A 25,218-nucleotide genomic window follows, 5' to 3' on the forward strand; every position below is an offset into this window, starting at 1 on the left:
CCCGAGGCATCCACCCGAGTCAGCCGACCCGGGCGATCGCCTCCACCCTAACCCGACCGCCCGACACACCCGAGCTTCAGCGCGCGGGATACGCCCCGTGGAACACGGTGCGGCCGAGCGGGCGCCGCCCCGGATGCCGGCGGCTCTCGGCGGCGTATCCGACCGACATGAGCAGCGCGACGGCCACGTCATCACGCCCGTCGAGCCCGATCACCCTCTTCACCTCGTCCTCGTCCCACCCGTTCATGGGCGCGGTGGCGAGCCCGAGCTCGGTCGCGGCCAGCATGACGTAGCTCGCCGCGATCATGGCGTCCTTCACCGCGTATTCACGCAGCAGGCCGCGCTCGGCCAGCCCCTGCTGGAACTCGGTGGACGCGGCGGCGAATCCGGCCGCGAACTCCTCGCTCCAGGCCCGATTGCCACGAGCGAGTTCGAAGATGTCGGACCGATCTGCCCGCCAGGCATGTGGTTCGGCGACGAAGACCAGCATGACGGGGGCCTCGGCGGGCTGGGGCTGGCCACCGGTGGCCCGGGTCAGACCTTCGCGCCCGGCCGCGTCGGTCACCACCACCAGCGACCGGTCCTGCAAATTCCAGCTGGAGGGCGCCTCCATGGCGAGTTCGATCAGGGTGTCGAGGGCCTCCGCCGGGACCGGGTCGGGTCGATAGTGGCGGATGGTGCGGCGGGTGCGGATCGCGTCGGCGACGCTCATCGATGTCATGCCACTAACTATCGGAGAGTGACTCTCGATTGGGAAGAAGGCACTAAATAGTGCGCTACTCTCGAAAAGGTGACAGTCGTGGAATCCTCGGGCCTTCCCGCCGACGTCTACTCGGCGAAATGCCCCACTCGCCAGGTGCTCGATCACATCGCCGGCAAATGGACGGTGCTGGTGATCGATTCACTGCTGGACCAGGGCACCCTGCGCTACACCGAACTGTCCCGCCGCATCGGCGGGGTATCCCAGAAAATGCTGACCCAGACCCTGCGCAGCCTGGAAGCCGACGGATTCCTCACCCGCACAGTGCATCCCACCATCCCCCCACGCGTGGAGTACGAACTCACCGACCTGGGCCGCAGTCTCGCCGAGCCCATTGCCGCCCTGCGCGTGTGGACCGAGACCCACATCAACGAGATCGAGCGGGCGCGAGCCGCCGCGAGCTGAGCCTCAGCGGGAGCGGCGCAGGAGGTAGATGTCCATGATCCAGCCCTTGGCCTCCCGGAGGGCGGCGCGGCGGCGGGTGATGCGGGATTCGACGACCCGCAGCGGGCCTTCGATGACGACCTCGTCGGGCATGCCGAGATACGCGCCCCACCAGATGTAGATGTCGTCGCCGGGCAGCTGGGTGAACGAGCATTCGCCGTCGAGCATGACCAGGGTGGATTGACCGTCGGTCAGCCCCTCGTCGCGCAGCCGGCGGCCGGTGGTGATGTGGAGGGGTTCGCCGATCTCGTGCAGGACGGTCCGGTGGGCCGCGGCGAGGGCCTGCACGCTGGTGATGCCGGGGATCACCTCGTAGTCGAATTGGATGCGGCCGCGGTCGAGGACGCGTTCGACGATGCGCAGGGTGCTGTCGTAGAGGGACGGGTCGCCCCAGACGAGAATGCCGCCGACGCCCTCGGTTCCGGCGAAGGCCCGTTCCAGGAGTTCGGCGCGCGCCTCGTGCCAGTCGGCGACCACGCCCTGGTAGGCGGCGTCGGCGCCACGCGCGGGCACGCTGCGGTCGCGCGGCGGGTCGGTGATCTCCACGACCGTGTGCGGTTGCCGGACGTGTTCGGCCAGGATCGCCGCGCGCACGTCCGTGAGCTCCTGTTTCTCGGCCCCCTTGCCGATCAGGAAGAACACGTCCACCTGGCGCATCGCCTTGACGGCCTGCACCGTCACCTGGTCCGGGTCCCCCGCCCCGATTCCGATCACAAACAACTTTCGCACGGTGCGTAAGCTTGCCAGGCGTGGAGAGCGCCCGAGATACCCAGTACGAGGACCTGCTCCGACTGGTGCTGGAGTCCGGCACCCCGAAGGCGGATCGCACCGGCACCGGCACCCGCAGCATCTTCGGACATCAGCTGCGCTACGACCTGTCGCAGGGCTTTCCGCTGATCACCACCAAGAAGGTGCATCTCAAGTCGATCGTCTACGAGTTGCTGTGGTTCCTGCGCGGTGACTCGAACGTGAGCTGGCTGCGCGAGCACGGCGTCACCATCTGGGACGAATGGGCCGACAAGCAGGGCGAATTGGGTCCGGTCTACGGCGTGCAGTGGCGGTCGTGGCCCAGCCCGGACGGCACCCACATCGATCAGATCTCGCAGGTGCTGCAGACGCTGCGCACCGACCCGGACTCGCGCCGCATCATCGTGTCGGCCTGGAACGTGGCCGAGCTGGACAAGATGGCCCTGGCCCCCTGCCACGCCTTCTTCCAGTTCTACGTGGCCGACGGCAAGCTGTCGTGCCAGCTGTATCAGCGCAGCGCGGACCTGTTCCTGGGCGTGCCGTTCAATATCGCCAGCTACGCGCTGCTGACCCTGATGGTGGCGCAGCAGACCGAACTGCAGCCCGGCGAGTTCATCTGGACCGGCGGCGACGTCCACATCTACGACAATCACGTGGAGCAGGTGCGCGAGCAGCTGACCCGCGAGCCGTACCCGTTCCCCAAGCTGCACCTGCGTCCGGCCCCCTCGTTGTTCGACTACGAATACGAGGACGTGAAAATCGAGGGCTACCAGCATCATCCGGCCATCAAGGCGCCGGTGGCGGTGTGAGCAGAACCGTCGGCCTGATCTGGGCGCAGACGACGCGGGGAATCATCGGGCGGGACAATACGATTCCGTGGCGGGTGCCCGAGGACATGGCGCATTTCAAGGACGTCACCTTCGGTCATCCGGTGGTGATGGGCCGTAAGACCTGGGATTCGCTGCCCGTGCGTTTCCGTCCGCTGGACGGTCGCCGCAATATCGTCGTGACCCGGCAGCCGGAGTGGGCGGTGGACGGCGCGGAGCGCGCGGGTTCCCTGACCGAGGCGCTGGAGATGACCGGCGACAAATCGGTGTGGATCATGGGCGGCGGTGAGATCTACCGCGCGGCAATGCCTTTCGCGACGGAGCTGATGGTCACCGAGATCGACGCGGATATCGACGGCGACACCGTCGCTCCGGCGATCGACCGGCAGTGGCGGGCCGAGGCGGCCGATTGGCGGGAGTCGTCGACGGGTCTGCGCTATCGATTCCGTCGTTATACGCGGCCCCGCATATAACGCGCGGATTCCTCGTCCGGCAATTCCCGCACACACCGCGCCGAAACCGCCGAGCGCCCCGGGTGTGTCCGGCATACTCAGCGATACCCCGGCGAAAGGCAGTCCATGGACAAGAAGTCGCTGACCGCGGTTGCTCGCCAGCAGCTGAAGCTGGCCGCCACGGCGTCGAGCGGGCGTAGTTCGTCGACCATCTACGGCGGCCACACGCATTCGCTGCGGCAGACGGTGATCGCGTTGACGGCCGGACAGACGCTGGCCGAGCACGAGAATCCGGGCGAGGCGACGCTCATGGTGATCAGCGGGGTGCTGGTGTTGATCAGTGGCGCCAACGAGTGGAAGGGCTCGGCCGGCGATCTGATCGTGATCCCGAACGCACGGCACAGTGTGAAAGCCATCGATGACGTGGCGTTTCTGCTGACCGTCGCCAAGTAGCCCACCAGGGCGTTCGCACGGCGCGAACCTGACACGGACGTACCGGACGGTTCGGTGGTCGGCGGCAGGGCCTAGGGTGGTGCCCATGGGTGAGCCACAGTCGATCCTCGACCCGCTCACACCGGCGGCCATCTTCCTCGTCGTGACCATCGACGAGGGTGGCGAGTCGGTGGCGCGGGATTTGCTCGCAGATCTGCCCGGGTTGCGGCGTTCCGTCGGTTTCCGGGTGCCCGGTTCCGGCCTCGCGTGCATCACCAGCATCGGGTCCACCGCCTGGGACCGCCTGTTCACGGGGCCGAAACCCGCACAGCTGCACGAGTTTCCGGGCTACCTAGGCGAGCGGCACCAGGCCCCGGTCACGCCGGGCGACCTGCTGTTCCACATCAAGGCCGAAACCCAGGACGCCTGTTTCGAATTGGCGATGAAGATCGCCGAGCGGCTGTCCGGGGCGGGCACGATCGTGGATCAGACGGTGGGGTTCCGCTATTTCGAGCAGCGCGATCTGCTCGGCTTCGTGGACGGCACCGAGAATCCGGAGGGTCAGCTGGCCGTCACCGCCGCGCTGGTGGGTGACGAGGATCCCGAATTCGCCGGTGGCAGTTACGTGACCGTGCAGAAGTACCTGCACGACCTGGATTCGTGGAAGTCGCTCTCGACCACCGAGCAGGAAAAGGTCATCGGGCGAACCAAACTCGACGACTACGAGCTCGACGCGGCCGAACAGCCCGCGAATTCCCATGTGGCCGTGAACGATCAGGACGTCAGCGGCAATATCGTGCGCGCCAACATGCCGTTCGGCTCGGTCCAGGACGGCGAGTTCGGCACCTACTACATCGCTTACGCCGACGATCCGGCCGTGACCGAGACCATGCTGACCCGTATGTTCCTGGGCAGCCCGGACGCCGCCTACGACCGCATCCTGGATTTCTCCACCGCCGTCACCGGTACCTCGTTCTTCACCCCGCCCGCCGCGTTCTTCGACGCGCTGCCCGACGCGCCCGCCCCGGCGGCGGTCGCGGCCGCGCCGGAATCCAATGGCGCGGGCGGCGGAAACGGATCGCTGGGAATCGGGACGCTGCGAAATCGTTGACTAGCTACGAAATCGTCGAACCGACAAGGAGCTGACGTATGAACAACCTGCATCGCGAACTGGCGCCGATCACCTCGGAGGCATGGAAGGCCATCGAGGAGGAGGCGACGCGAACCTTCAAGCGGCACATCGCCGGTCGCCGCGTGGTCGATCTGTCGGGACCGCACGGGGTCGACTACTCCGCGGTCGGCACGGGCCGCGCCACGGCGATCGAATCCCCGGGCGAGGGGGTGCAGGCGCGGCAGCGCGCGGTGGTGCCGCTGGTCGAATTGCGGGTGCCGTTCACGCTTTCGCGCACCGAACTCGACAATGTGGAACGCGGAGCGCAGGACGCCGACCTGGATCCGGTGAAGGCGGCCGCCAAGAAGATCGCGTTCGCGGAGGACCGTGCGATCTTCGAGGGCTATCCGGCGGCGGAGATCCAGGGCATCCGGGCCGCCACCTCGTGCGAGCCGGTGAAGCTGCCCGGTGACGCGCGTCTGGCCCCCGAAGCGGTGGCGCAGGCATTGAGCAAGCTGCGGCTGGCCGGTGTGGACGGCCCGTATTCGGTGCTGTTGTCCGCGGACCTGTACACCGCGGTCAGCGAGACCTCCGATCACGGTCACCCGATCCGCACGCACATCGAGCGGCTCATCGACGGCGAGATCATCTGGGCGCCGGCCATCGACGGCGCGTTCGTCTTGTCCACGCGCGGCGGCGATTTCGATCTGCAGCTGGGCCAGGACCTGTCGATCGGCTATCTCTCCCACGACGCCGAGACGGTGCAGCTGTACTTCCAGGAGAGCCTGACGTTCCTGGTGTACACCGCCGAGGCGGCGGTCGCGCTCGAAGCGTGATCAGGTGATGCGGAAGCGGTTTCGATACTCCGTCGGCGTCGTGTCCAGCGTGCGCCGGAAGGCCCGGGTGAGGGTGTCGGTGGTGTTGAAACCGCTCAGCGTCGCCACCCGTTCCAGAGTGTGATCGGTCGTCTCGAGCTGGTTGCGCGCGAATTCCACACGCGCGGACTCGATGTAGGCGGCCGGGGTGGCGCCGAGGTCGGTCTTGAAGATGCGGGTCAGCTGCCGTTCGCTCACGTGCGCCTCGGCGGCGAGGTCGGCGACGGTGAGCTGGTCGCCGAGGTGGCGGGTGATGTAGTGCCGCAGGTCGTCGATGCGCCGCGTGGTCGAGATCGGTTCGAGTGACACGCTGAACTGGCTCTGCCCGCTGGGCCTTTTCAGGAACATGACCAGCTGCCGCGCCACCCGCAGTGCGAGCGCGTCGCCGAAGTCGTCGGCGACCAGGGCGAGCGCCAGGTCGAGGCAGGCGGTGAGTCCCGCTCCGGTCCAGACGTTCTCGTCGCGGATGAAGATCGGGTCGGCGTCGACCTCGACGGCCGGATGCTCGGCGGCGAGCTGGGTGGCGGTGGACCAGTGCGTGGTGGCGCGTCGGCCGTCCAGGAGTCCGGCGTCGGCGAGGATGTGCGCGCCCACGCACACCGAGGCGACCCGCCGGGTCTGTCCGGCGAGTCTGCGCACCCACTCGACCACGGCCGGGTCGCTGAGCGCCCGCACCCGCCCGTCCCCGTCCACCTCGACCGCGCCGGGCACGACCAGGGTGTCGATGCCGCGGTCGCCGATCTCGGCGAAGGTGATGTCGGGCAGCACCCGCACGCCCGCGGAGGTGGTCACCGGGTCGAGGGTCTCGGCGGCGAGGGCGACGCGATATCCGGTCTCCCCGTTCATCTCTCGCCGCAGCAGCGCGAAGACCTCGGGCGGCCCGGTCACGTCGAGCAGATCGACGCGGTCGAACAGCACGATGACCACGAATCGTTCGATGGTGCCCACGGTCCTCCGTCCACCCGGCGATGTCCGGATTTGCAGGTTACATGACATTTCCGACACGCCCGCGGGCTCATAGCGTGGACGACGTCCCCCGCACCAGGCGGCCCGGACCACGACCCGACCGGAGGAATTCCCCATGTCCGCCCAGACTCTGCGCGACCTCAGCGGCTTCGATCAGACCCCCGCCACCCTGGCCGACGCCACCCTGATCCTGGTCGACTACCAGAACACCTACACCCGCGGCGTGATGGAGCTGACCGGCTGGGAGCCCGCCCTCGATGCCGCCGCCGACCTGCTGGCCCGGGCCCGCGCCGCCGGTGCTTCGGTCATCCACATCGTGAACGACGGCGGCCCGGGCACGCCCTACGACATCACCGACGAGATCGGCCGCATCCATCCCCGGGTGGCCCCGATCGACGGCGAACCCGTTGTCGTGAAGACGGTTCCGAACGCCTTCGTCGGCACCGACCTGGCCGCGCACGTGGACGCGGCGGGCCACAAGGATGTCGTGATCGCCGGTTTCATGACCCACATGTGCGTCACCTTCACCACCGAGGGCGCGTTCCTGCGCGGCAATCACCCCACGGTCGTGGCCGACGCGTCCGCCACCCGCCCCCTGCTGTCGGCCGCCGGCGAGGTCGGCGCCGCCCAGTTGCACGAGAGCGCGCTGGCCACCATCGCCGACCTCTACGGCGTCGTGGTCGCCGCCGGCTCCGAACTGAACTGAATCACGGGTCAGGGCTGGCGGGGCATCGCGCGACTGGTGTGCAGGTAGCGCGTCTCGGCGTGCCCGTCGCCGTTGATCAGGCCGTAGACGGTGTGGCGGCCGCGGATCGGGTGGGCGGCGATGAGGGCGTCGGGCCGCAGGTGCAGCACTTCGATGCGGTCGGGGACCGCGACCAGGGCGGCCTCGGTGGTGAGGGGTTTGGTGGAGAGCCAGGCGCGGCCGTCGGGGTCGACGTCGATGGCGTGCTCGTACATGGCGGAGCGGTAGCGGCCGCCGACGCGGGCGGCGTCGACCGGTTCGGGGCGGGCCGGGGGCACCGGGCGGGCGGGCAGCCGGATGCCCGCGTGCTCCCACAGCAGGTCCTCGACCAGATCGCGGTAGAGCCCGAACGCGCTTCCGCCATTGGCCAGCAAGGCGATCGCGACGCCGGAGCCGGGCGCGATGCGCAGGAAGGCGTTCTGGCCCAGGGTGCTGCCGTCGTGCCCGAACAGCCCGGTGGCGGCGTCGAACAGCTGCCAGCCCAGTCCCCAGTGGGTGCCGTAGCCGATGTCGGGCACCTCGATGTGCGGCCGGGTCATGTCCCGCACCGCGGATTCGGGGAGCACGGCGGTCCCGTCCGGGGCGCGGCCGGCGGACAGGTGCAGCCGGGCGAACCCCAGCAGGTCGCGCGCGGACATGGCGAGCCGCGCTCCGGCCGGGGCATTGGAGGCCGGGAGCGCCCACACCGGCGCGGGCAGCGGGCCGGTCTCGGGCTCGAATCCGGTGTGCCCGACCGCGGCCCGGAACAGGATGGCCTCGTCGGCGTCGGCGGCCACCCGGGTCAGCCCGAGCGGGGTCACCAGCCGTTCCCGCAGCAGTGTGTCGAAGGGCTTGCCGCGCAACACTTCGAGGATGCGACCGAGCAGCACGTACCCGCTGTTGCAGTAGGAGAACATGGCGCCGGGCCGGTGCACCTGCCCGGCGTCGGCGATGGCGGGCACGAAGTTGGCGACCGCGTCCGCGCCGCGCCCGGTGTCGAGGAACAGGTCGCCGTCGATGCCGGAGGTGTGGCCGAGCAGCTGCCGGACGGTGATGGCGGCGGCCGCGTCCTCGTCGCGCACCCGGAATTCGGGCAGGTAGCGCCGCACCGGGGCGTCGAGGTCGAGCAGGCCCTCGGCGACGGCCTGCATGATCAGGGTCGCGGTCCACGGCTTGGTGATCGAGCCGATCTGGAACACCGAATCCGTGGTCGCCGCAACGCCGGTCGCGGTGTTGAGGACCCCGGCGGCCGCGTCGGTGATCCGGCCGCCGGTCAGGACCGCGACCTGTGCGCCGGGCACCCCGTACTCCTCGATCAGGTCGCCCAACCGGCGTTCGAGATCGACGGCTGGCACCATGGGTCGCTCCTTCGGGTAATGCTGACCCACACCGCCGGAGGCGGCAGGAGTGGGCATCGTAGGTTAGGTCGGCGACGGCGCCGGTGTCGAGATCGCCGGGCACCCGGGACCCGGGCCGGGTACGGTGACGCGCAGTCGGTTGCGGGAGGCGATGAGCGATGGTGCGGGCGGGCGTGGTGCCGGGACGCCGGATTGCCGGTTACGCGGTGGCGGGCGTGTTCCTGGTCGCGGTGGTCTGCGCCGGGACGATCGGGGTCTTCGGGCTGAATCGGGTGTTCACGGGGTTGTTCTTCGGGGCGGCCGCCGCCGTGGGGCTGTTGATCCTGCTGTTCGGGCGGGACGGGGTGGAACTGACCGAGGCGGCGATCGTGCGCCGGACGCCGTGGGGCACGTCGACGGTGGCGTGGGATCGGGTGGTGGCGGCGCGGTTCGCGCTCGACGAGCACGGCCGCTGGACGCTGGCGCTGGATCTGACCGACGGCGACGAGCCGCACCGGGAACTGGTGCTGCTGTCCATCCCGCCGGTGCACCGCCCGGTGGCGAGCGCCTACGACCAGCGCAAGCGCGAGCAGGTCACCGAGATCCGAACCATGTTGCGGCAGCGCCGGATTCCGGTGACCATCCTGCCGGAGATCGCCGAGGCGTTGCAGGAGCACTGGAAGATCGCCCCGCCCACGCGTTGATCCCCGTCGGGCCCGCTCGGGTACCCGGTTAGGGTGGGTGCCGTGATTCGTACCGCAGCACTGGCGCACATCCGGGACCGCCGCATGCTGCAGACCCGGTCCGACGGCAAGACCGTCTTCTACATGGCGGGCGGCAAGATCGATCCGGGCGAGACCCCGGAGATGGCCCTGCACAGGGAGATTCGCGAGGAGCTCGGGGTCGGCACGGCCGGGGTGAGCGAGCTGGGGGTGTTCGAGGCCGAGGCGTACGGGCACATGCCCGGCACCCGACTGCACATGACCTGCTTCCTGGGCGAGCTCACCGAGGAGCCGCGAGCCTCGGGCGAGATCGCCGAACTGCGCTGGTTCACCCTCGCCGAGTACGCCGCCATGGACGAGGTCGCTCCCGGTTCGCTGCTGGTCTTCCAGCGCCTCCACGCGCTCGGCCTGATCGACTGATCAGCAACCCGGTGTGACGCAACCGAAGACGTCGACCCGGTCGTCCGGCCTGCGCCGGGACGGTCAGCTGCTCTGATCGTCCCCGGTGCCGTCGGACATCGACCGCGAGTCGTCGGGCGGCACATTGTCGGCGGTCCCCGTGTAGGGCCGGTTCGGGATGCGGGTGGCCGCGGCCAGGCCCACCAGCAGGAACAGCGCGGCGGCCAGCAGGGTGGTGCGGGTGGAGTCGGTGAAGGCCCGGCTCAGCGCGTCCGCGATGGCCGCGCCGCCCCCGTGTTCGCGCACCCCGGGGATGGCGCCACCCGCGGATTCCCGGGTGGCGGTGGCGAGGGTGTCGGCGGCGTCCGGCGGCAGATCCTTGACCGTCGAGAGGCGGCGCGGCAGATCGTGGGCCAGGGCCCCGGACAGCAGCGCACCGACGACCGCGGTACCGAAGGCGGAACCGACCTGCCGCACCGTGCTCTGGGTGGCCGAGCCCTGACCGGAATTGCGCGGCGGCACATCGGCGAGCACCGTCCCGGTCAGCTGGGCCGACGCCATGCCGAGCCCGATGCCGTACCCGATCAGCAGCACCGCCAGCCACCAGCCCGAGATGTGCGGGGTGACGAACAGCGCGGCCAGGGCCACCGCGACGACCTCGAAGGCGAGGCCCAGCTGCACCACCCGCACCGGCCCGTAGCGCCGCACCAGCCCTTCGGCGATCCCCGCGGCCAGGAAGGCGCCGACGGCCATGGCGGCCAGCACGTAGCCCGCGCCGAGGGTGGACAGCCCGAGCACGTTCACCATGAACAGGGGCAGCACGAACAGCAGGCCGAACTCGCCCAGCGCCACCAGGAACGCGGTGATATTGCCCCACCGGAAGCTGGGGATCTTGAACAGCGCCGGATCCAGCAGCGCGGAACGGCCGACCAGATGGCGGTGCTGTTCCCACTTCACGAACAGGTACAGCGCCAGCACGCCCAGCACCAGCAGCACCGGGATCGGCGAGATGGGTGCGCTGACCGGCCATTTCCATCCGGCGATCGGGAACTCCCGCAGCGGTTTCCACCAGCCGTAGGTCTGGCCCTCGATGAGCGCGAACACCAGCAGCGCGAAACCCATTGCGCTGAGCAGGAATCCGTCCACGTCCAGGCCGGGCGCGTTCTTGCCGGTACGGGTCTCGGGGACGAACAGCACCAGCCCGATCAGCACCACGATGCCCAGCGGGATGTTCACCAGGAAGATCCAGGGCCAGGTGAAGTAGGTGGTGAGCCAACCGCCGAGCAGCGGCCCGATGGCGGCGACGCCGGAGATGACCGAGCCCCACACCGCGAAGGCGATGGCCCGGTCACGGCCGCGGAACAGCGCGTTCACGGTGGCCAGCGTGCCGGGCATGACGCCCGCCGCGCCGATGCCCTGGATGACGCGGCCGAGGATGAGGGGTCCCGCGCTGTGCGCCCGCGCGGCGAGCAGGCTGCCGAGCAGGAAGACGATGACGCCCGCGGCGAACATGGTGCGCCGTCCGAGCCGGTCGCCGAGTCGGCCGCTGGTGATCAGCAGCGCGGCCAGCACGACCGCGTAGATGCTGTTGATCCATTGCGCCTGAGTGAAATTCAGCCCGAGCTGGTCGATGAGGACCGGCAGTGAGACCGAGACGATGGTGCCGTCGAGCACCACCATGCCCAGGCCCAGCGCCAGCACGCCGAGGGTGATCCACTTCCTGCGCCCCAGATCGGGCCGAATTTCCGTCATCCGTCGCTCCCGCCGCTGAACAGTCGTCCGAGGACGCCGATGTTCCGGTTAGCTACCTATGCGCGAAATGTCCGTTGCTCAGTGTAGGCCGAGGTTGTTGGACAGCTGAACATTAGCCGGTCGGAAAGGGGAAACGATGCATGCCGGAATCGGATAACTTGGAAATCGTGTCGATGATGAAGGGTTCCAACGTTCCGGTGGCGGCCTCCGAGGTTCGGATCGAACTGGGCTGGGAATCGGGACCCGGGGTCCCCGACGCCGACGCCTCCGCGCTGCTGCTGGCCGGTGGGCGGGTCCGCTCGGACGCCGATTTCGTGTTCTACAACCAGCCCGCGCACGCCTCCGGCGCGGTGCACCACCGCGGCAAACAGCCCGGACCCGTCGTGGTCGACGCGCTGTCGGTGGATCTGCCGCGGGTGGAGCCGCAGATCGACAGCATCGTGCTGGCCGCCTCCGCGGACGGCGGCACCTTCGCCCAATTCCGGGGCCTGCACGTGCGTTTGGTGGATGCCCGCGGGGTGGAGCTGGCCCGGTTCGACAGCGCCGACGCCACCTCCGAGACCGCGTTCGTGCTGGGTGAGCTGTACCGCCGCGACGGTGGCTGGAAGTTCCGCGCGGTCGGCCAGGGCTACGCCTCCGGACTCGCCGGACTCGCAACCGATTACGGCATCACCGTCGACGACGCGCCCGCCCCGCAGCCGATTCCGCCGCAGCCGGTCGCTCCCCCGCAGCAGTTCACACCGCCTCCGCCGCAGTTCACACCGCCACCCGCGCCGCAGCAATTCGCTCCGCCACCGCCGCCGCAGCAATTCGCTCCCCCGCCCGCGCCGCAGCAATTCGCTCCCCCGCCCGCGCCGCAGCAATTCGCTCCGCCGCCTGCGCCGCAGCAGTTCGCACCCCCGTCGCCGCAGCAATTCGCGCCCGCGCCACCGCCCCAGCAGTTCGCGCCCGCGCCGCCGCCCGCGCCCGCGCCGCGGGTGAATCTGGCCAAGATCTCGCTGACCAAGGAGGCCCCTGCGGTCTCGCTGACCAAGGCGGGCGCGACCGGCGGCATCATGCGGGTCAACCTGAACTGGTCGGTCCCGAGTTCGGGCGGCCTGTTCGGGCGCAGGCGCGCGCAGGGCGGTCTGGATCTGGATCTGTGCGCCTTCTGGGAGCTGACGGACGGTTCCCGCGGCTGTGTCAGCGCGCTGGACACGTTCGGCAATCTCACCAAGCCGCCGTTCATCGCGCTGGATCAGGACGACCGCACCGGGAACAGCGCGACGGGCGAGAACCTGGCCATCAATCTGGACCAGACCACGGCCTTCCGCCGCATCCTGGTGTTCGCCTCGATCTACGAGGGCGCCCAGGATTTCCGCGGCGTGCACGCCACCGCGACCCTGTTCCCGCGCGACGCCCCGCCGATCGAGATGGAAGTGGGCGGCTGCCAGGACGATTCGCGCGAGATGGTGCTGGCGCTGATCGAGAACATCGGCGGCGAGCTGGTGGTGCGCCGCGAGGGCCGGTTCATCCGCCCGCCGGAGGGCCGCAAGTTCTGGGGCAAGATGGCGGTCGATCAGGCCTACGGCTGGGGCCTGAAATGGGGCACCTCGAAGGGCAAGTCCTGAGCCGTCCGGCTCAGTTCGACGGCGCCCGGTGTACCGCCGGGCGCAGTTCGCGCGCCAATTCGAGTGCGGCGAGCCGGTTCTCGGCGAGCGGCCCGGTCCAGCAGAGCAAGCGCAGGATGGCGTCGGGAATGAGCTGTTCGGCGTACTCGGGCGCCGCACCCTCGTCGGAGCGCATATTGATGACCGATTCGACGAGCCGGAAGGGCAGTCGTTCGGCTCCCGCGACCGCGCCGGTCCCGGCTTCGGCGATGACGGCGGCGGCCAGGGTCTCGTAGTGACCGCGCAGTTCGTCTCGGCGTTCCCGGAAGCGGGCGAAGCGTTCGCTGCGCAGTTCGGGTAGGAGGTACAGCGCGCCGAGGTTCCAGCGGCTGGCGCAAAGCTGGCTGACGTCGAACCAGGCCAGCGCGTAGAGCCGCACGGCGGCGGGTTCGGGACGTTCGGCGAGGGTGCCCGCCAATTCCAGTGGCGCGGTGACCGTTTCGGCGAGCAGCGCGTCGAGGATGTCGTCCTTGGCGGCGAAGTGGTGGTACAGCGAGGCCTGCCGGATACCGACGGCGTCGGCGACCGCCCGGGTGGAGGTGTTGCCGTACCCGTGGCTGGTGAACAATTCGGCGGCGGCGTCGAGGATTTCGGCACGCGGCGTCTGGCCCGCGCGCCGGCGCGGTTCGAGGCGGGGCCGGCCGGGTCCGAGTTGGGTCACCGTTTCATTCTGTCCTACCGCTTCCGCCACCTGGCAGGTGAGGTTCCTGTCACTTGATAGAAATCCCGGCAATGCAGAAGTTACGGCGGGCCACGCACCCGATACATCGGCGTCACCGGAGCGGCGATCGCGAATGGAAACCTTTCAAGCGATAGATATTCGCCTCGGGAAAGACTCACCGCCCATGGTTGCCTCCGCCGAAGCCCTCACCCCGGGCTCCCCGACCGGTCCCGATACCAGCGCCGACAGCACCGATCTGGCGCGTTTCGGCTATCAGCCGGTGCTGCACCGCAAGCTCGGCCGCTACGCCTCCTTCGCGGCCGGCTTCTCCTTCGTCTCCATCCTGACCACCATCTTCCAGTTCTTCGGCTTCGGCTACTCCTTCGGGGGCGCGGCCTTCTTCTGGACCTGGCCGATCGTCTTCGCCGGCCAGTTCCTGGTGGCGTTGAACTTCGCGGAACTGGCCGCGCGCTACCCGATCTCGGGCTGCATCTATCAGTGGTCGCGCCGCCTGGCCGGGGAGGTGGTGGGCTGGTTCGCGGGCTGGATGATGATCATCGCGCAGATCGTGACCGCCGCGGCCGCCGCCATCGCGTTGCAGGTGGTGCTGCCGACCATCTGGTCGGGCTTCCAGCTGATCGGCACCGACACCGCTCTCACCTCCCGTGACGGGGCCTCGAACGCGGTGCTGCTGGGCAGCGCGCTGCTGGCGCTCACCACGCTGATCAATGTGATCGGCATCGACTGGATGGCGCGGATCAACTCGCTCGGCGTCACCATCGAGATCATCGGCGTGCTCGCGGTGATCGCGGTCTTCTTCACCCACACCGATCGCGGGCCGGGCGTGGTCACCCACACCGATCAGGCCGCGGCCGGACCCTATTGGGCCGCGTTCCTGGCCTCGGGGCTGATGGCCGCCTACGTGATGGTCGGATTCGACTCCGCCGGTGAGCTTTCCGAGGAGACCAAGAATCCGCGCCAGGTCGCGCCGCGCACCATCCTGTCCGCGCTGGCGGTGTCGGCGCTGGGCGGCGGGCTCATCCTGCTGGGCGCGCTGATGGCCGCCCCGAGCCTGTCCGACGGCTCGCTGGCGAGCGGCGGCCTGGCGTACGTGATCGAGGCCAAGCTCGACACCACGCCCGGCAAGGTGGTGCTGGCGTGCGTGGCCTGCGCGATCACGGTGTGCACCTTGGCGATCCAGACGGCGGGCTCGCGACTGCTGTTCTCCATGGCCCGCGACGAGCGGCTCCCGTTCTCCAAGCAGCTGGCGAGCGTGCACCCCCGCTTCGGCACCCCGGTGTGGCCCGCGGTGGCGATCGGCGTGCTCGGCATCGGCCTGCTGCTGCTGAACCTGGGCAACGCGGCCATCTTCGCGACCCTGGCCAGCGTCTGCATCGTCATGCTCTACATCGCCTACCTGCTGGTCACGGTGCCGCTGCTGGTGCGCCGGATCAAGGGCTGGCCCGCCGACGTGGCCGGTGACGCCGCGGGCACCAAGCTCTTCGCGCTGGGCCGCTACGGCATCGCGATCAACGCGCTGGCCGTCGTCTGGGGCGTCGCCATGGCGGTGAACCTGGCCTGGCCGCGCAGCGCCGTCTACACCCCGAACGGCGGGGGCTGGTGGATGCTCTGGGCCGCACCGCTGTTCGTCCTGGTCACGCTGGCGGTGGGGGCGGTGGTGCACCGGCTGGTGACGCCCGCCCGCGGCCCCGTCGCCGAGACCGTCGCCCAAATCGCCTGAACGGAGTAGCAATGACCACAGCGAACACCACGGGAGCGCGGGACCACGCCCGCGCCCAGGCCGCGGCCGCCGCCGACTTCGGACCGGAGCTGCCCGCCGATGTCGACAACACGAACATCACCGTCGCCCAGCGGATTCCGGCCGGTGGCTACGCGAATGTCGTGCTGGCCCGCGGCACCCGGGTGCGGCTGTCCGATCCGGACGGCGGGGCGTGCGCGCACGTCCTGCTGTTGCGGGCCGAATCTCCGTGGGAGCGGCTGAATGTCGCGGACACGGTGAAGGTGCCGTGGCAGGCCTACCTGGGCGTGGGTCATCCGCTGCTGTCGGATCAGGGCCGGGTGCTGGCCACGGTGCTGACCGACACCTCGGGGAGCCACGACACCCTGTGCGGACCGTCGCCCGCCGCCCGCCAGGGCCTGCGGATGGCCGGGGTGAAGCAGGGTCTCGAGCCCCGCGACATCGGGCCGACGGTGTCGTTCTTCCGGGGCGTGCGCGTGGAAACCGATGGCGCGCTGACGATCACCGGTGGGACGGGCGGCGCGGGCGCGGCGGTCGAGCTGCTCGTCCACCTGCCGGTGACGCTGCTGGTCGCCAATGCCGAGCACCCGCTGGACCCCACCCCGGTGACCCCGCTGGATCTGGTGGCCTGGTCCGCGCCCGCGGACCTCGCCCTGTCCCCGAACCCCGACCCGGAATACCTGCGCGCGGTGGAGAACACCGAACAGGACTGGCACGCACGCACTCTGGAGGCACGCGCATGATCACCACCACCCGCACGGTCGTCCTCGACGAGACGGTCCCCGCTCGCGCGCCCTGGTCGGCCGTGGTGCGCGCCGGGGAGCAGCTGGAGATCATCGACCTGCACGGCAATCAGGCCGTGGATTGCCTGCTCTACAACGCCGCGGACCACGCCGACCGCTACAGCGCCCAGGCCACCATCACCGCGCAGCGCAATATCTTCCTGGGGACCGGCAGCGTCCTGCTCACCGAGGCGGGCACTCCGCTCATGACGGTCGTCGCCGACGAGGTCGGCAATCACGACACGGTGGCCGGGGCGTGCTCGCAGGAGTCCAACACCCTGCGCTACGGCCACCACACCCGCCATCAGCACGCCTGCGTGGAGAACTTCCTGGCCGAGGGCCTGAAGTGGGGCCTGGGCAAACGGGACCTGGTCTCGAACATCAACTGGTTCATGAATGTTCCGGTCGAGGCGGACGGGACGCTGGGCATCGTGGACGGCCTGTCCGCGCCCGGCAAGACCATCACCCTGCGCGCAGAGATCGACACCCTGGTGCTGGTCTCCAACTGCCCGCAGATCAACAATCCCTGCAACGGTTTCGACCCGACGCCCGTCCGCATGGTGGTGACCCGATGACTGCCGTGCTCCCCGATCTCGCGGTGACCGAGAAGCCCTCCCCCGCACCGGCTTTCCGGGTCGTCCGCCCTGGCATGCAGACGACGGTGCAGGATTGGCCCGCCCGGGTCGGCTACTGGCACGTGGGTGTGCCGCCGTCGGGCCCGATGGACGACCTGTCGTTCCGGCTGGGCAATCGGGCCCTCGGGAACCCTGAGGGCGCGGCGGGCCTGGAGTGCACGCTCGGCGGCCCGGCGCTGCGCTTCGACAGCGACACCTGGGTGTGCGTGACGGGCGCCCCGGCGCCGGTCACGGTGAACGGCCGCGCGGTCCGGCAGTGGCGTAGCGTGCTGGTGCCCGCGGGCGGGGTGCTGGATGTCGGCATGGTGCGCGGGCCCGGCATGCGGTGCTACGTCCTGGTGGCGGGCGGCATCGAGGTGCCCGAATACCTGGGCAGCCGTTCGACTTTCACGCTCGGCAAGTTCGGCGGCGGCACCGGGCGCGCGCTGGCCGCGGACGACGCGTTCGAGCTCGGCCCGGCGGGCCGGGTCACGGCCGGGGTGCCCGGCGACGATCAGCCGGTGCTGACCCGGCGGTGGGAGCTGGCGGTCACCGAGGGCCCGCACGGTGCGCCGGAGTTCTTCACCCGCGCCGACTTCGACACCATCATCGGCACCGACTACGAGGTGCACTTCAACTCCGATCGGACCGGGGTCCGGCTGATCGGGCCGAAGCCGCAGTGGGCGCGCCCGGACGGCGGCGAGGCGGGCCTGCACCCCTCCAATATCCACGACACCGCGTACTCCATCGGCGCGCTGGACTTCACCGGCGACACCCCGATCCTGCTCGGCCCGGACGGCCCCAGCCTGGGCGGGTTCGTCTGCCCGGTCACCGTGGTCGCCGCCGACCGCTGGAAGCTGGGCCAGCTCACCCCGGGCGACAGCGTGCGCTTCGTGCCGGTGCGCGCCGAACGCGCGGCCTCGCTGCGGGAACTGGGCGCCGAGCGCCGCGCCGCGTGGCCGGTGGTGCTGTCCACCGGCGGCGACGGCGACGACGGCGTCCTGGCCCGCCGCGACGGCGCGGACACCGCCGTCACCTACCGCCGTGCGGGCAATGACGGCCTGCTCGTCGAATACGGCGATATGACACTGGATCTGGAGCTGCGTGCCCGCGTGCACGCCCTGCACCAGGCGCTGCTGGAACGCGCCGAGCCGGGCATCACCGAGCTGACCCCGGGCGTCCGGTCGCTCCAGGTGCGCAATGATCCCGATCGCCTGCCCACCCGCAAGCTGCTGGACCTGCTGGCCGAGGTGGAGGCCGACCTGCCCTCCGCCGACCAGCTGGTGGTCCCGAGCCGCACGGTGCGCCTGCCGCTGTCCTGGGACGACCCGTCCACCCGGGAGGCCATCACCCGGTACATGCACGGCGTCCGCGCCGACGCACCGTGGTGCCCGTGGAACATCGAGTTCATCCGCCGGATGAACGGATTGGCCTCCGTGGACGAGGTTTTCGACACCGTCTTCGCCGCCGAATACCTGGTGCTGGGCCTCGGTGACGTCTATCTGGGCGCACCGGTCGCCACCCCCACCGATCCCCGGCACCGGCTGGTCACCACCAAGTACAACCCGGCCCGCACCTGGACCCCGGAGAACGCGGTCGGCATCGGCGGCGCGTACCTGTGCATCTACGGCATGGAGGGTCCCGGCGGCTACCAGTTCGTCGGCCGCACCACCCAGGTGTGGAACCACCGCTCCAGCGGGATCGGCGAAGACCCGTGGCTGCTGCGCTATTTCGACCGGATCAGCTGGTATCCGGTGAGCGCCGAGGAACTGCTCGACCTGCGCGCCGACACCGCCGCCGGGCGGGGACAGCTGCTGGCCGAGGACGGCGAGTTCCGGCTCACCGACTACCGGAAGTTCCTGGCCGACAACGCCGACTCCATCGCGGACTTCCGCGCCCGGCAGGCCGACGCCTTCACCGCCGAACGCAACTCCTGGCGCGAGGCGGGCGAACTCGCCGAAACACCCTGACCCGATCCCACCGCCCTGACCCGATCTAGGAGCACGAATGACCACGTGGATTCACCGCCGCGACGATGCCGAGGTGGCCACCGACATCGCTTCCGCCGCAGGCATTCTGGCGGGGCTGCGACTGGCCGTGAAGGACAATGTGGACGTGGCGGGCCTGCCGACCACCGCGGCCTGCCCCGACTTCGCCTACGCCCCGGAACGGGACGCGCCGGCGGTGGCGGCGCTGCGGGCGGCGGGCGCGGTCGTGGTCGGCAAGACCAATCTCGATCAGTTCGCCACCGGCCTGGTCGGCACCCGCTCGCCGTACGGCGTGGTCGAGAACGCGCTGCGGCCCGGATACGTATCGGGCGGTTCGAGTTCCGGCTCGGCGGTGGCGGTGGCCGCGGGCGAGGCGGACATCGCCATCGGCACCGACACCGCGGGCTCGGGACGCGTCCCGGCCGCGTTGCACGGCCTGGTCGGCATCAAGCCGACGGTGGGCGTGATCTCGACCGAGGGCGTGGTGCCCGCGTGCCGCTCCTACGACTGCGTGACGATCTTCGCCGCCGACCTGGGCCTGGCCGACCGCGCCATGGGCGTGATGGCCGTCGGCGCCGCGGGCCGCCCGTGGCCCGCCGACACCCGTCTGGCCGCTCCACCCAAGCCGGTGGTGGCCGTCTTCGAAACGCTGCCGGACCTGGATCCGCAGTGGCACAACGCCTTCGAGCGCACGGTCGGGGCGCTGCGCGATGCGGGCGCGACCATTGTCCAGATCGATCCGGCCCCGTTCCTGGCCGCCGCGAAACTCCTCTACGAAGGCGCGCTGGTCGCGGAACGCTATGCCGCGGTCGGCGAGTTCGTCGACGCGCATCCCGAATCCGTCGATCCCACAGTCGGTTCCATCATCCGGGCCGCCCGGGACCTGCCCGCGCACCGGCTGGTCACCGACCTGGCCGCGCTGGAACGCCTGCGCGCCACCGCCATGGCGAGTCTCGCGGGCGCGGACGCGCTGCTGACGCCGACCGTGCCGGTCCACCCGACCGTCGCCGAGGTCGCCGCCGACCCGATCGGCGTCAATTCCCGGCTCGGCACGTACACGAACTTCTGCAACCTCTTCGACCTGTGCGCGGTGGCGGTCCCCACCGACGAGCCGCATTTCGGGGTGACGGTGCTGGCCCGCGCGTTCGAGGACGCCGTCGCGATCGACATCGCCGCACTGATCGCCGGCACGCCGCTCGACCGGTGCTGGCCGACGGCCGTCGCGCCCGTGCGGGACCTGATCGTCTTCGGTGCGCACCTGCGCGGTCAGCCCCTCGAACACCAGCTGATCGAACTGGGCGCCCGCTGGGGCGGCCCGGTCGAGACCGCCCCGCACTACCGCCTCGGCGCGCTCGACACCGTTCCGCCCAAACCGGCCGTAACCCGGGTCGCCGCAACCGAATCCGGTGTCGCGGTGGCCGGGGAGCGCTGGCTGCTCTCCCCCACCGCCCTCGGCCGCTTCCTCGCGAATCTGCCCGCCCCCATGCAGCTCGGCGCCGTCGAGCTGGCCGACGGCACCTGGCCCACCGGTTTCGGCTGCGCCGGGGCCGCCGCCGAATCCGCCAAGGACATCAGCGAATACGGCGGCTGGAAGGCGGCGCTGGCGGCCGGCGCCGTCGGCTGAGGCCGGTCTTCCCGGATCAGTCCTGCCAGAGGGCTACGATCCGCTCCGCATCCGACTTGCCTTGGGCGCGACCGGCTTCCAGTGACGGGACCCGGGTGGCGGTATCGAGGGGATTGAGGCCGAAGGCGGTGGTGGCCGCCTCGTCGGGTGCGATCACCTCGACCCGCGCCCCGGCCGCGACCAGTCCCGCGACCTGGGCCTCGAGCTCCTCGTCCGGCATGGGCGCGATCACCAGCACCCGCGCGTAGCCGGTGGCGAGGTCGGCGTTCACCGAGGTCCGGACGCCGCCGTCGGTGTAGCGCACCCCGTCGATGGTGACGCACGGCCACACCATGGGCACCGCCGAACTGGCCTGCACGGCGTCGACGAGCGCGACCCCGGAGTCCTTGTCGAAGACCCGCGGTTCCCCGGTCTCGGCATTGACCGCGACGATGCGCAGGTCGCGGGCGGGCCACTCGTGCACCGGCAGCCGGGTCTCGATCACGGCCCGGCGGTCCGCCTCGGGGACGGTCTCGGCGGTCAGCGCGAGCGCCCCTATCCGCTGCCGCCGCTCGGGCGAATCCCCCTGCGTCTCTTCGATGATCGCCGTCATGGTCTCCCAGAGCCCGGCGAACTTCTCCATGGACGGCACGATCTCGCGGCTCTGCACCGCCGGATCCACCTGCCGACGCACCAGTTCCGCGAGCTCGGTCCCGCTACCGAGCTGCGCCGTCACGTTCGACCCCGCCGACGTCCCGAGGAGCAGGTCCGCCCCCGTCACATCCACCCCCGCGTCGGCGAGCCCGGCCACGATGCCGGTCGCCCAGGAAATCCCCGCCACACCACCGCCGCCGATGACCAGCGCACGTTCGGTCGTCATTCCGTCCCACTTTCTCACCACGAGGAAAACACACCCTGCGGTTCGCAAGTTACCGGCTGCGCGCCCGTCGCGACGGTTGTGCGGGATGTCGGCTCAATCCGAGATCTGGGTGGCCGCGGCATTGGTGGCGTCGCGGATCACCCGCAGGCTCGCGGTGAGGTCGTCGAGCTGGGCGGGGGTGAGCAGGCTGGTGAACCAGCGGTCGATGCCGTCCAGGTAGGCGGGCAGCACGCGGGCGACGCGGGTGGCCCCGGCGGCGGTGAGGACGGCGTAGGAGCTGCGCCGGTCGGCGGGGTCGGGTTCGCGGCGCACGAAGCCGTTGCGTTCCAGGCGGTCCACCAGCCGGGTGACGCCGCTGGTCGAGAGACCGGTCTGGGTGGCCAGGTCGGTCATGCGTAGCCGGCGGCCGGGTGAGCGGCTCAGGCGCATCAGTGCATTGAGGTCGAGACCGGAGAGTCCATTGCTCTTCCAGGTCTCCTCGAGCCGGGCGATGAGCCCCTCATGGGCCTCGTAGAGCAGGCCGACGGCGGTCAGCCGAGGGTCGTCGAAGAGATGCTTGGGATCCACGCCGACCAGCGTAAACCAGGTGATTTCGCTGGGGATAGTTGACACGCGGAACAAATGCGCTATCTTGTTGTCAGCGCAATATTCCGCACAGCAACTAAATGGAGGTTCTCATGACGACACAGCGCTGGGCAGCGGGATTCCGTGCGCCGCTGGTGAATCCGGCCGAGGAGATCAAACTGGCCGAGCCGCGGGACTTCGCCGACGAGACGGTCCGCCAGGTGGTGCGGGTGGCCGGCGGCGGATCGAGCCTGCGGGTGCGGCTGACCAACCGGTACGGCACCGAAGACCTGGTGATCGGGGCGGCCCGGGTCGCGCTCCGCAAGGCGGGCGGCGAGATCGTGGCGGAGACCGATACCGAGGTGCGGTTCGCGGGGTCCGCATCGACGCGGATCCCGGCCGGAGCCGATCTGGTCAGCGATCCGGTCGAGCTGGCGGTGGAGGCGGGCGCCGAACTGGCGGTCAGCGTGTACCTGCCGGAGCCGACGCGGCCCGCATTCGCCCAGTTCCCGATGGATTCGAGCTGGATCAGCGCCGGCGATCGGACCGGCGACGCTGCTCCGACCGATGCCGAGGAGACCGCGCTGCGGTTCTTCCTCACCGGCATCGACGTCGCTGCCGATGCCGACGTGCCGGTGCTGGTGGCCTTCGGCGACTCCTGGTTCGAGGGTGTCGGTTCCACCCACGCCGCCAACCGGCGCTCGGTGGACGTCCTCAACGAGCGACTGGCCGCCGGGTGGGCGGTGAACCAGGGCATCAGCGGCAACCGGCTGCTGACCGACGAGATCGGCGAGCACGGCCTGGCCCGGTTCGAGCGGGATGTGTTGTCGGTGCCCGGGGTCGCGGCCGTGTGGGCCAACTTCGGCATCAACGACCTGATCCTGGCCGGGACCGCCACCGCCGAGGCGCTGATCGCCGGGTTCACCGCGCTGGCCGAACGGGCCCACGCGGCCGGACTTCCGGTGTACGCCAACACCATCGGGCCGTTCGCCGGGGCGATTTACCCCGGACTCTCACTGGAGGACGGCATTCCCGTCCGCAACGTGCTCAACGAGTGGCTGCGCGGCACCGACGTGTTCGACGCCGTCTTCGATGTGGCCGCGGCCGTGGAGGATCCGGCCCGGCCGGACTTCATCCGCCCCGACCTCGACGGCGGCGACGGCATGCACCTCAATGACGCGGGAGCGCGGGCGATGGCGGAGACGGTGGATATCACCGTGCTGCCGTCCGCTTTTCAGGGCAACCGCGGCCCGGCGGCCTGATCCTGCCGTAGCCCGGCGGCGCGTCGGTGGCGCTCTCGATCAGTCCTTCCTTCGGCGGAAATTGAGTAGGGAGATGCGCAGACCGCTGAACACGTAGACGGACGCCCACACCGAGATCACGATGAGGACAACGAACATCGGTAGCCAGCTGCTCTTAGCGTGATCGACGCTCCACCAGACCGTCGTGAACAGAATCGCGGAGACGAACAGCAGGATGTCGCGCAAGCTGCCGCGATAGGAGGCGGCCGCTCTGCGCAGCGGCCGGTATCGGTTGACGGTCGCGACCAGGTCGTCGATGCGGCTATCGATGGCTCGTTGGAGTTCGGCTCGCCGCTCCGCCTCCTCCGGCGGTAGGCGGTCCAGCAGTTCCATATCCTGGCTGATCGTCTTGCGGACGTCCGGGCCCTTCAGATAACCCGCCGCTGCACCGAGAGCCAATCCACCAGCGACGGGTGCGATCCCCACGGCAAGATCAACCAGAGCGGGCATGCTTCCGTCTCCTCAGCCACCAATCAACATCGCGGCGAGAGCGCCGGCCGACTCGCGGCGGTGGAGGCATCGCTGAACCTACGAATGAAGACCGTGCCCCTACCGGACTGTGGCCGATCACGGCTAACCTGAATTATCGTCCTTTTCCGAACGCATGGAAAGGGATGCGGCTTCGGTCAGAGCATGCGCACCGGAGCCGCCAGGTCGACGTGGTCGTGACAGTGCCTGGCGCCGGGCCGATCCGTACCGGGTCTGGTTCGGCAATTTCATCGCGTAGCTATCGCTCGCCATGCAGGACCATGACAACTGGTCGGGGTTGGAACAAAGCGGGTCATGGGCTGCACCCGAGGGCGGCGAAGCGGACGACAGCAGTGAGACCACTGTCTGGTGTCACCGATTTCGCCGCTCGATCACCCCAAGGAACAAACATGTCCAGCAAAATGATCAAGTTCGCGGCCGCAACCGCTATTGCCTTGTCGCTAGGCGCTATCGCAGCTCCGGCGGCTTCGGCCGGCCCCATTGCGACGGCACCTGCGATTTCGACATCGACCGTTACTCCTGTCGATGGATCACTTGCTATCTGCTTCCCCCTGGGCAGTGTGGTCTGGTGCATCTGAGACCACAGTCCAACGTCTAGGTACGGTTGGGAAGGAGCTGCCAGGATACTGTGACATCCCCGCCCCTTCCTGGGGGCGGGGCTTCGTTCCTCAGGCGGCCGTCGAACGAGGTTTGCCGTCCGCTGTTCAGTGCACGCGCGGTCCGGCGGCCTGATCCTGCCGCAGCCCGGCGACCCACAGGTCGTCGGTCAGGGTTTCGGGGCCGTCGGCGGCGGCGTAGTAGCCGACGATGGTCCGGAAGGTCGTGCCCACGAAGGCGGCGTCGTCCCCACAGCGGACCGCGGTTCCCGCGAGGACGGCGTTGACCAGGGCGAACAGGCGGGCGTTCTGTTCCACGTCATTGCCCTGGACGATGGCGATCTCGCGGGTCATCAGATTGCAGAAGCGGGTCGGGGCGGCGGAGGAACCGTCGTGCGATATATCGGAACCCGGTTCCGGATCGTCCGCGCGGGCGTTGAGGATCGCACGGGCGACGGCCTGCCCCTGGTGGCCGCCCCGGCTGGTGCCCCGTCCGTGTAATCCCGCTTCCCGCAGGGCTTTGTCGAACCGCGCGATCCGCTCCGGGTAGAGCGCCGACAGAATGGTGTGGGCGGCGACCGCGATGGCGGCGTCGGGCGCGGCGCCCGGGGCCGCCACGGGTGGCGCGGTCAGCCAGGTGCCGTGCGGTGCACCGAAAATGCTGAAGATGGCATCGTGCATGGCCAGGTGTACTACGGCCAGGGCACGGGAACTGCCGGTGTCGGTGTGCGCCATGCGGTCCGACTCCAGCGCCACCGCGTTCCAATACAGGATCTGATCCACT

The 25,218-nt window shown here is 69.8% G+C and carries 26 protein-coding genes; 16 read left to right on the forward strand and 10 right to left on the reverse strand.

Features of this window, described 5'->3' with window-relative positions; all coding sequences use genetic code 11:
* Positions 1 to 76 precede the first annotated feature (76 nt).
* Positions 77 to 721: a nitroreductase family protein gene (locus tag ACWEOI_RS10415; RefSeq protein WP_452359452.1), complete on the reverse strand. Its 645-nt coding sequence runs from the start codon at positions 719 to 721 to the stop codon at positions 77 to 79.
* Between the two features lie 69 nt (positions 722 to 790).
* Between ACWEOI_RS10415 and ACWEOI_RS10420 the strand changes: the two genes are divergently transcribed.
* Complete coding sequence (locus ACWEOI_RS10420) at positions 791 to 1,165, forward strand: winged helix-turn-helix transcriptional regulator (protein WP_433668547.1); 375 nt, start codon at positions 791 to 793, stop codon at positions 1,163 to 1,165.
* A gap of 3 nt (positions 1,166 to 1,168) precedes the next feature.
* Here the strand turns inward: ACWEOI_RS10420 and cobF are convergent, their stop codons facing one another.
* Entirely contained in the window at positions 1,169 to 1,933 is a 765-nt protein-coding gene (gene cobF, locus ACWEOI_RS10425) for a precorrin-6A synthase (deacetylating) (protein ID WP_452359453.1), read from the reverse strand.
* A gap of 20 nt (positions 1,934 to 1,953) precedes the next feature.
* Between cobF and ACWEOI_RS10430 the strand changes: the two genes are divergently transcribed.
* The 5 genes from ACWEOI_RS10430 (at position 1,954) to ACWEOI_RS10450 (ending at position 5,609) form a co-directional block, all read left to right on the forward strand.
* The gene (locus tag ACWEOI_RS10430) at positions 1,954 to 2,760 is read left to right on the forward strand and encodes a thymidylate synthase (RefSeq protein ID WP_433668551.1); all 807 of its coding nucleotides are present in this window, start codon (positions 1,954 to 1,956) and stop codon (positions 2,758 to 2,760) included.
* Positions 2,757 to 3,251 (forward strand): dihydrofolate reductase, encoded by a 495-nt coding sequence (locus tag ACWEOI_RS10435; protein WP_433668553.1) that lies wholly within the window; start codon positions 2,757 to 2,759, stop codon positions 3,249 to 3,251. The genes ACWEOI_RS10430 and ACWEOI_RS10435 overlap by 4 nt, the downstream gene beginning before the upstream one ends.
* Before the next feature lie 105 nt (positions 3,252 to 3,356).
* Positions 3,357 to 3,683: a cupin domain-containing protein gene (locus ACWEOI_RS10440; protein WP_404204542.1), complete on the forward strand. Its 327-nt coding sequence runs from the start codon at positions 3,357 to 3,359 to the stop codon at positions 3,681 to 3,683.
* Positions 3,684 to 3,768: 85 nt separating this feature from the next.
* On the forward strand, positions 3,769 to 4,773 hold the full coding sequence (locus ACWEOI_RS10445) for a Dyp-type peroxidase (RefSeq protein WP_452359454.1): 1,005 nt from the start codon (positions 3,769 to 3,771) through the stop codon (positions 4,771 to 4,773).
* A gap of 38 nt (positions 4,774 to 4,811) precedes the next feature.
* The gene (locus ACWEOI_RS10450; protein WP_452359455.1) at positions 4,812 to 5,609 is read left to right on the forward strand and encodes a family 1 encapsulin nanocompartment shell protein; all 798 of its coding nucleotides are present in this window, start codon (positions 4,812 to 4,814) and stop codon (positions 5,607 to 5,609) included.
* Here the strand turns inward: ACWEOI_RS10450 and ACWEOI_RS10455 are convergent, their stop codons facing one another.
* Complete coding sequence (locus ACWEOI_RS10455; protein WP_433668558.1) at positions 5,610 to 6,596, reverse strand: DJ-1/PfpI family protein; 987 nt, start codon at positions 6,594 to 6,596, stop codon at positions 5,610 to 5,612.
* 133 nt (positions 6,597 to 6,729) lie between these two features.
* On the opposite strand from ACWEOI_RS10455, the gene ACWEOI_RS10460 reads away from it, so the two are divergent.
* Entirely contained in the window at positions 6,730 to 7,320 is a 591-nt protein-coding gene (locus ACWEOI_RS10460; protein WP_452359456.1) for an isochorismatase family protein, read from the forward strand.
* Positions 7,321 to 7,328: 8 nt separating this feature from the next.
* On the opposite strand, the gene ACWEOI_RS10465 is transcribed toward ACWEOI_RS10460, so the two are convergent.
* Positions 7,329 to 8,696 carry a serine hydrolase domain-containing protein gene (locus tag ACWEOI_RS10465; RefSeq protein ID WP_452359457.1) on the reverse strand — a complete coding sequence of 456 codons (1,368 nt, stop codon included), beginning with the start codon at positions 8,694 to 8,696 and terminating at the stop codon, positions 7,329 to 7,331.
* A gap of 158 nt (positions 8,697 to 8,854) precedes the next feature.
* Between ACWEOI_RS10465 and ACWEOI_RS10470 the strand changes: the two genes are divergently transcribed.
* Together ACWEOI_RS10470 and ACWEOI_RS10475 are read left to right on the forward strand one after the other, a co-directional pair.
* On the forward strand, positions 8,855 to 9,379 hold the full coding sequence (locus ACWEOI_RS10470) for a hypothetical protein (RefSeq protein WP_357091273.1): 525 nt from the start codon (positions 8,855 to 8,857) through the stop codon (positions 9,377 to 9,379).
* A 42-nt stretch (positions 9,380 to 9,421) separates the two neighbouring features.
* Entirely contained in the window at positions 9,422 to 9,817 is a 396-nt protein-coding gene (locus tag ACWEOI_RS10475) for an NUDIX hydrolase (RefSeq protein ID WP_452359458.1), read from the forward strand.
* A 63-nt stretch (positions 9,818 to 9,880) separates the two neighbouring features.
* On the opposite strand, the gene ACWEOI_RS10480 is transcribed toward ACWEOI_RS10475, so the two are convergent.
* The gene (locus ACWEOI_RS10480) at positions 9,881 to 11,548 is read right to left on the reverse strand and encodes a DHA2 family efflux MFS transporter permease subunit (protein WP_433668565.1); all 1,668 of its coding nucleotides are present in this window, start codon (positions 11,546 to 11,548) and stop codon (positions 9,881 to 9,883) included.
* A 173-nt stretch (positions 11,549 to 11,721) separates the two neighbouring features.
* Between ACWEOI_RS10480 and ACWEOI_RS10485 the strand changes: the two genes are divergently transcribed.
* Positions 11,722 to 13,158, forward strand: coding sequence for a TerD family protein (locus ACWEOI_RS10485; RefSeq protein WP_452359580.1), 1,437 nt, complete (start codon positions 11,722 to 11,724; stop codon positions 13,156 to 13,158).
* A gap of 10 nt (positions 13,159 to 13,168) precedes the next feature.
* Here the strand turns inward: ACWEOI_RS10485 and ACWEOI_RS10490 are convergent, their stop codons facing one another.
* A complete protein-coding gene (locus tag ACWEOI_RS10490) occupies positions 13,169 to 13,858 on the reverse strand; it encodes a TetR family transcriptional regulator (protein WP_433668567.1) in 690 nt (229 codons plus the stop codon).
* A gap of 184 nt (positions 13,859 to 14,042) precedes the next feature.
* Between ACWEOI_RS10490 and ACWEOI_RS10495 the strand changes: the two genes are divergently transcribed.
* From ACWEOI_RS10495 to atzF, 5 genes are all read left to right on the forward strand, one after another.
* Positions 14,043 to 15,599, forward strand: a complete 1,557-nt coding sequence (locus ACWEOI_RS10495; protein ID WP_433668569.1) for an amino acid permease — start codon at positions 14,043 to 14,045, stop codon at positions 15,597 to 15,599.
* An 11-nt stretch (positions 15,600 to 15,610) separates the two neighbouring features.
* Complete coding sequence (locus ACWEOI_RS10500; RefSeq protein ID WP_433668571.1) at positions 15,611 to 16,360, forward strand: DUF1989 domain-containing protein; 750 nt, start codon at positions 15,611 to 15,613, stop codon at positions 16,358 to 16,360.
* Positions 16,357 to 16,974 carry an urea amidolyase associated protein UAAP2 gene (locus tag ACWEOI_RS10505; RefSeq protein ID WP_433668572.1) on the forward strand — a complete coding sequence of 206 codons (618 nt, stop codon included), beginning with the start codon at positions 16,357 to 16,359 and terminating at the stop codon, positions 16,972 to 16,974. Before ACWEOI_RS10500 ends, ACWEOI_RS10505 begins: the two co-directional genes overlap by 4 nt.
* Before the next feature lie 74 nt (positions 16,975 to 17,048).
* Entirely contained in the window at positions 17,049 to 18,983 is a 1,935-nt protein-coding gene (locus ACWEOI_RS10510; protein WP_452359581.1) for a 5-oxoprolinase/urea amidolyase family protein, read from the forward strand.
* A gap of 37 nt (positions 18,984 to 19,020) precedes the next feature.
* Positions 19,021 to 20,625, forward strand: a complete 1,605-nt coding sequence (gene atzF / locus ACWEOI_RS10515; RefSeq protein WP_452359459.1) for an allophanate hydrolase — start codon at positions 19,021 to 19,023, stop codon at positions 20,623 to 20,625.
* A 16-nt stretch (positions 20,626 to 20,641) separates the two neighbouring features.
* Here the strand turns inward: atzF and ACWEOI_RS10520 are convergent, their stop codons facing one another.
* Positions 20,642 to 21,484, reverse strand: coding sequence for a patatin-like phospholipase family protein (locus tag ACWEOI_RS10520; RefSeq protein ID WP_433668575.1), 843 nt, complete (start codon positions 21,482 to 21,484; stop codon positions 20,642 to 20,644).
* A 93-nt stretch (positions 21,485 to 21,577) separates the two neighbouring features.
* Entirely contained in the window at positions 21,578 to 22,051 is a 474-nt protein-coding gene (locus ACWEOI_RS10525; RefSeq protein WP_357091253.1) for a MarR family winged helix-turn-helix transcriptional regulator, read from the reverse strand.
* Between the two features lie 110 nt (positions 22,052 to 22,161).
* Here ACWEOI_RS10525 and ACWEOI_RS10530 point away from each other — a divergent pair, with 110 nt between their 5' ends.
* On the forward strand, positions 22,162 to 23,310 hold the full coding sequence (locus ACWEOI_RS10530; RefSeq protein ID WP_452359460.1) for a GDSL-type esterase/lipase family protein: 1,149 nt from the start codon (positions 22,162 to 22,164) through the stop codon (positions 23,308 to 23,310).
* Between the two features lie 39 nt (positions 23,311 to 23,349).
* On the opposite strand, the gene ACWEOI_RS10535 is transcribed toward ACWEOI_RS10530, so the two are convergent.
* Positions 23,350 to 23,799, reverse strand: coding sequence for a hypothetical protein (locus ACWEOI_RS10535; protein WP_452359461.1), 450 nt, complete (start codon positions 23,797 to 23,799; stop codon positions 23,350 to 23,352).
* A 743-nt stretch (positions 23,800 to 24,542) separates the two neighbouring features.
* Positions 24,543 to 25,217 (reverse strand): hypothetical protein, encoded by a 675-nt coding sequence (locus ACWEOI_RS10540; RefSeq protein WP_433668579.1) that lies wholly within the window; start codon positions 25,215 to 25,217, stop codon positions 24,543 to 24,545.
* Between the last annotated feature and the right edge of the window lies 1 nt (position 25,218).

The sequence above is a fragment of the Nocardia sp. NPDC004340 genome (assembly GCF_053602575.1).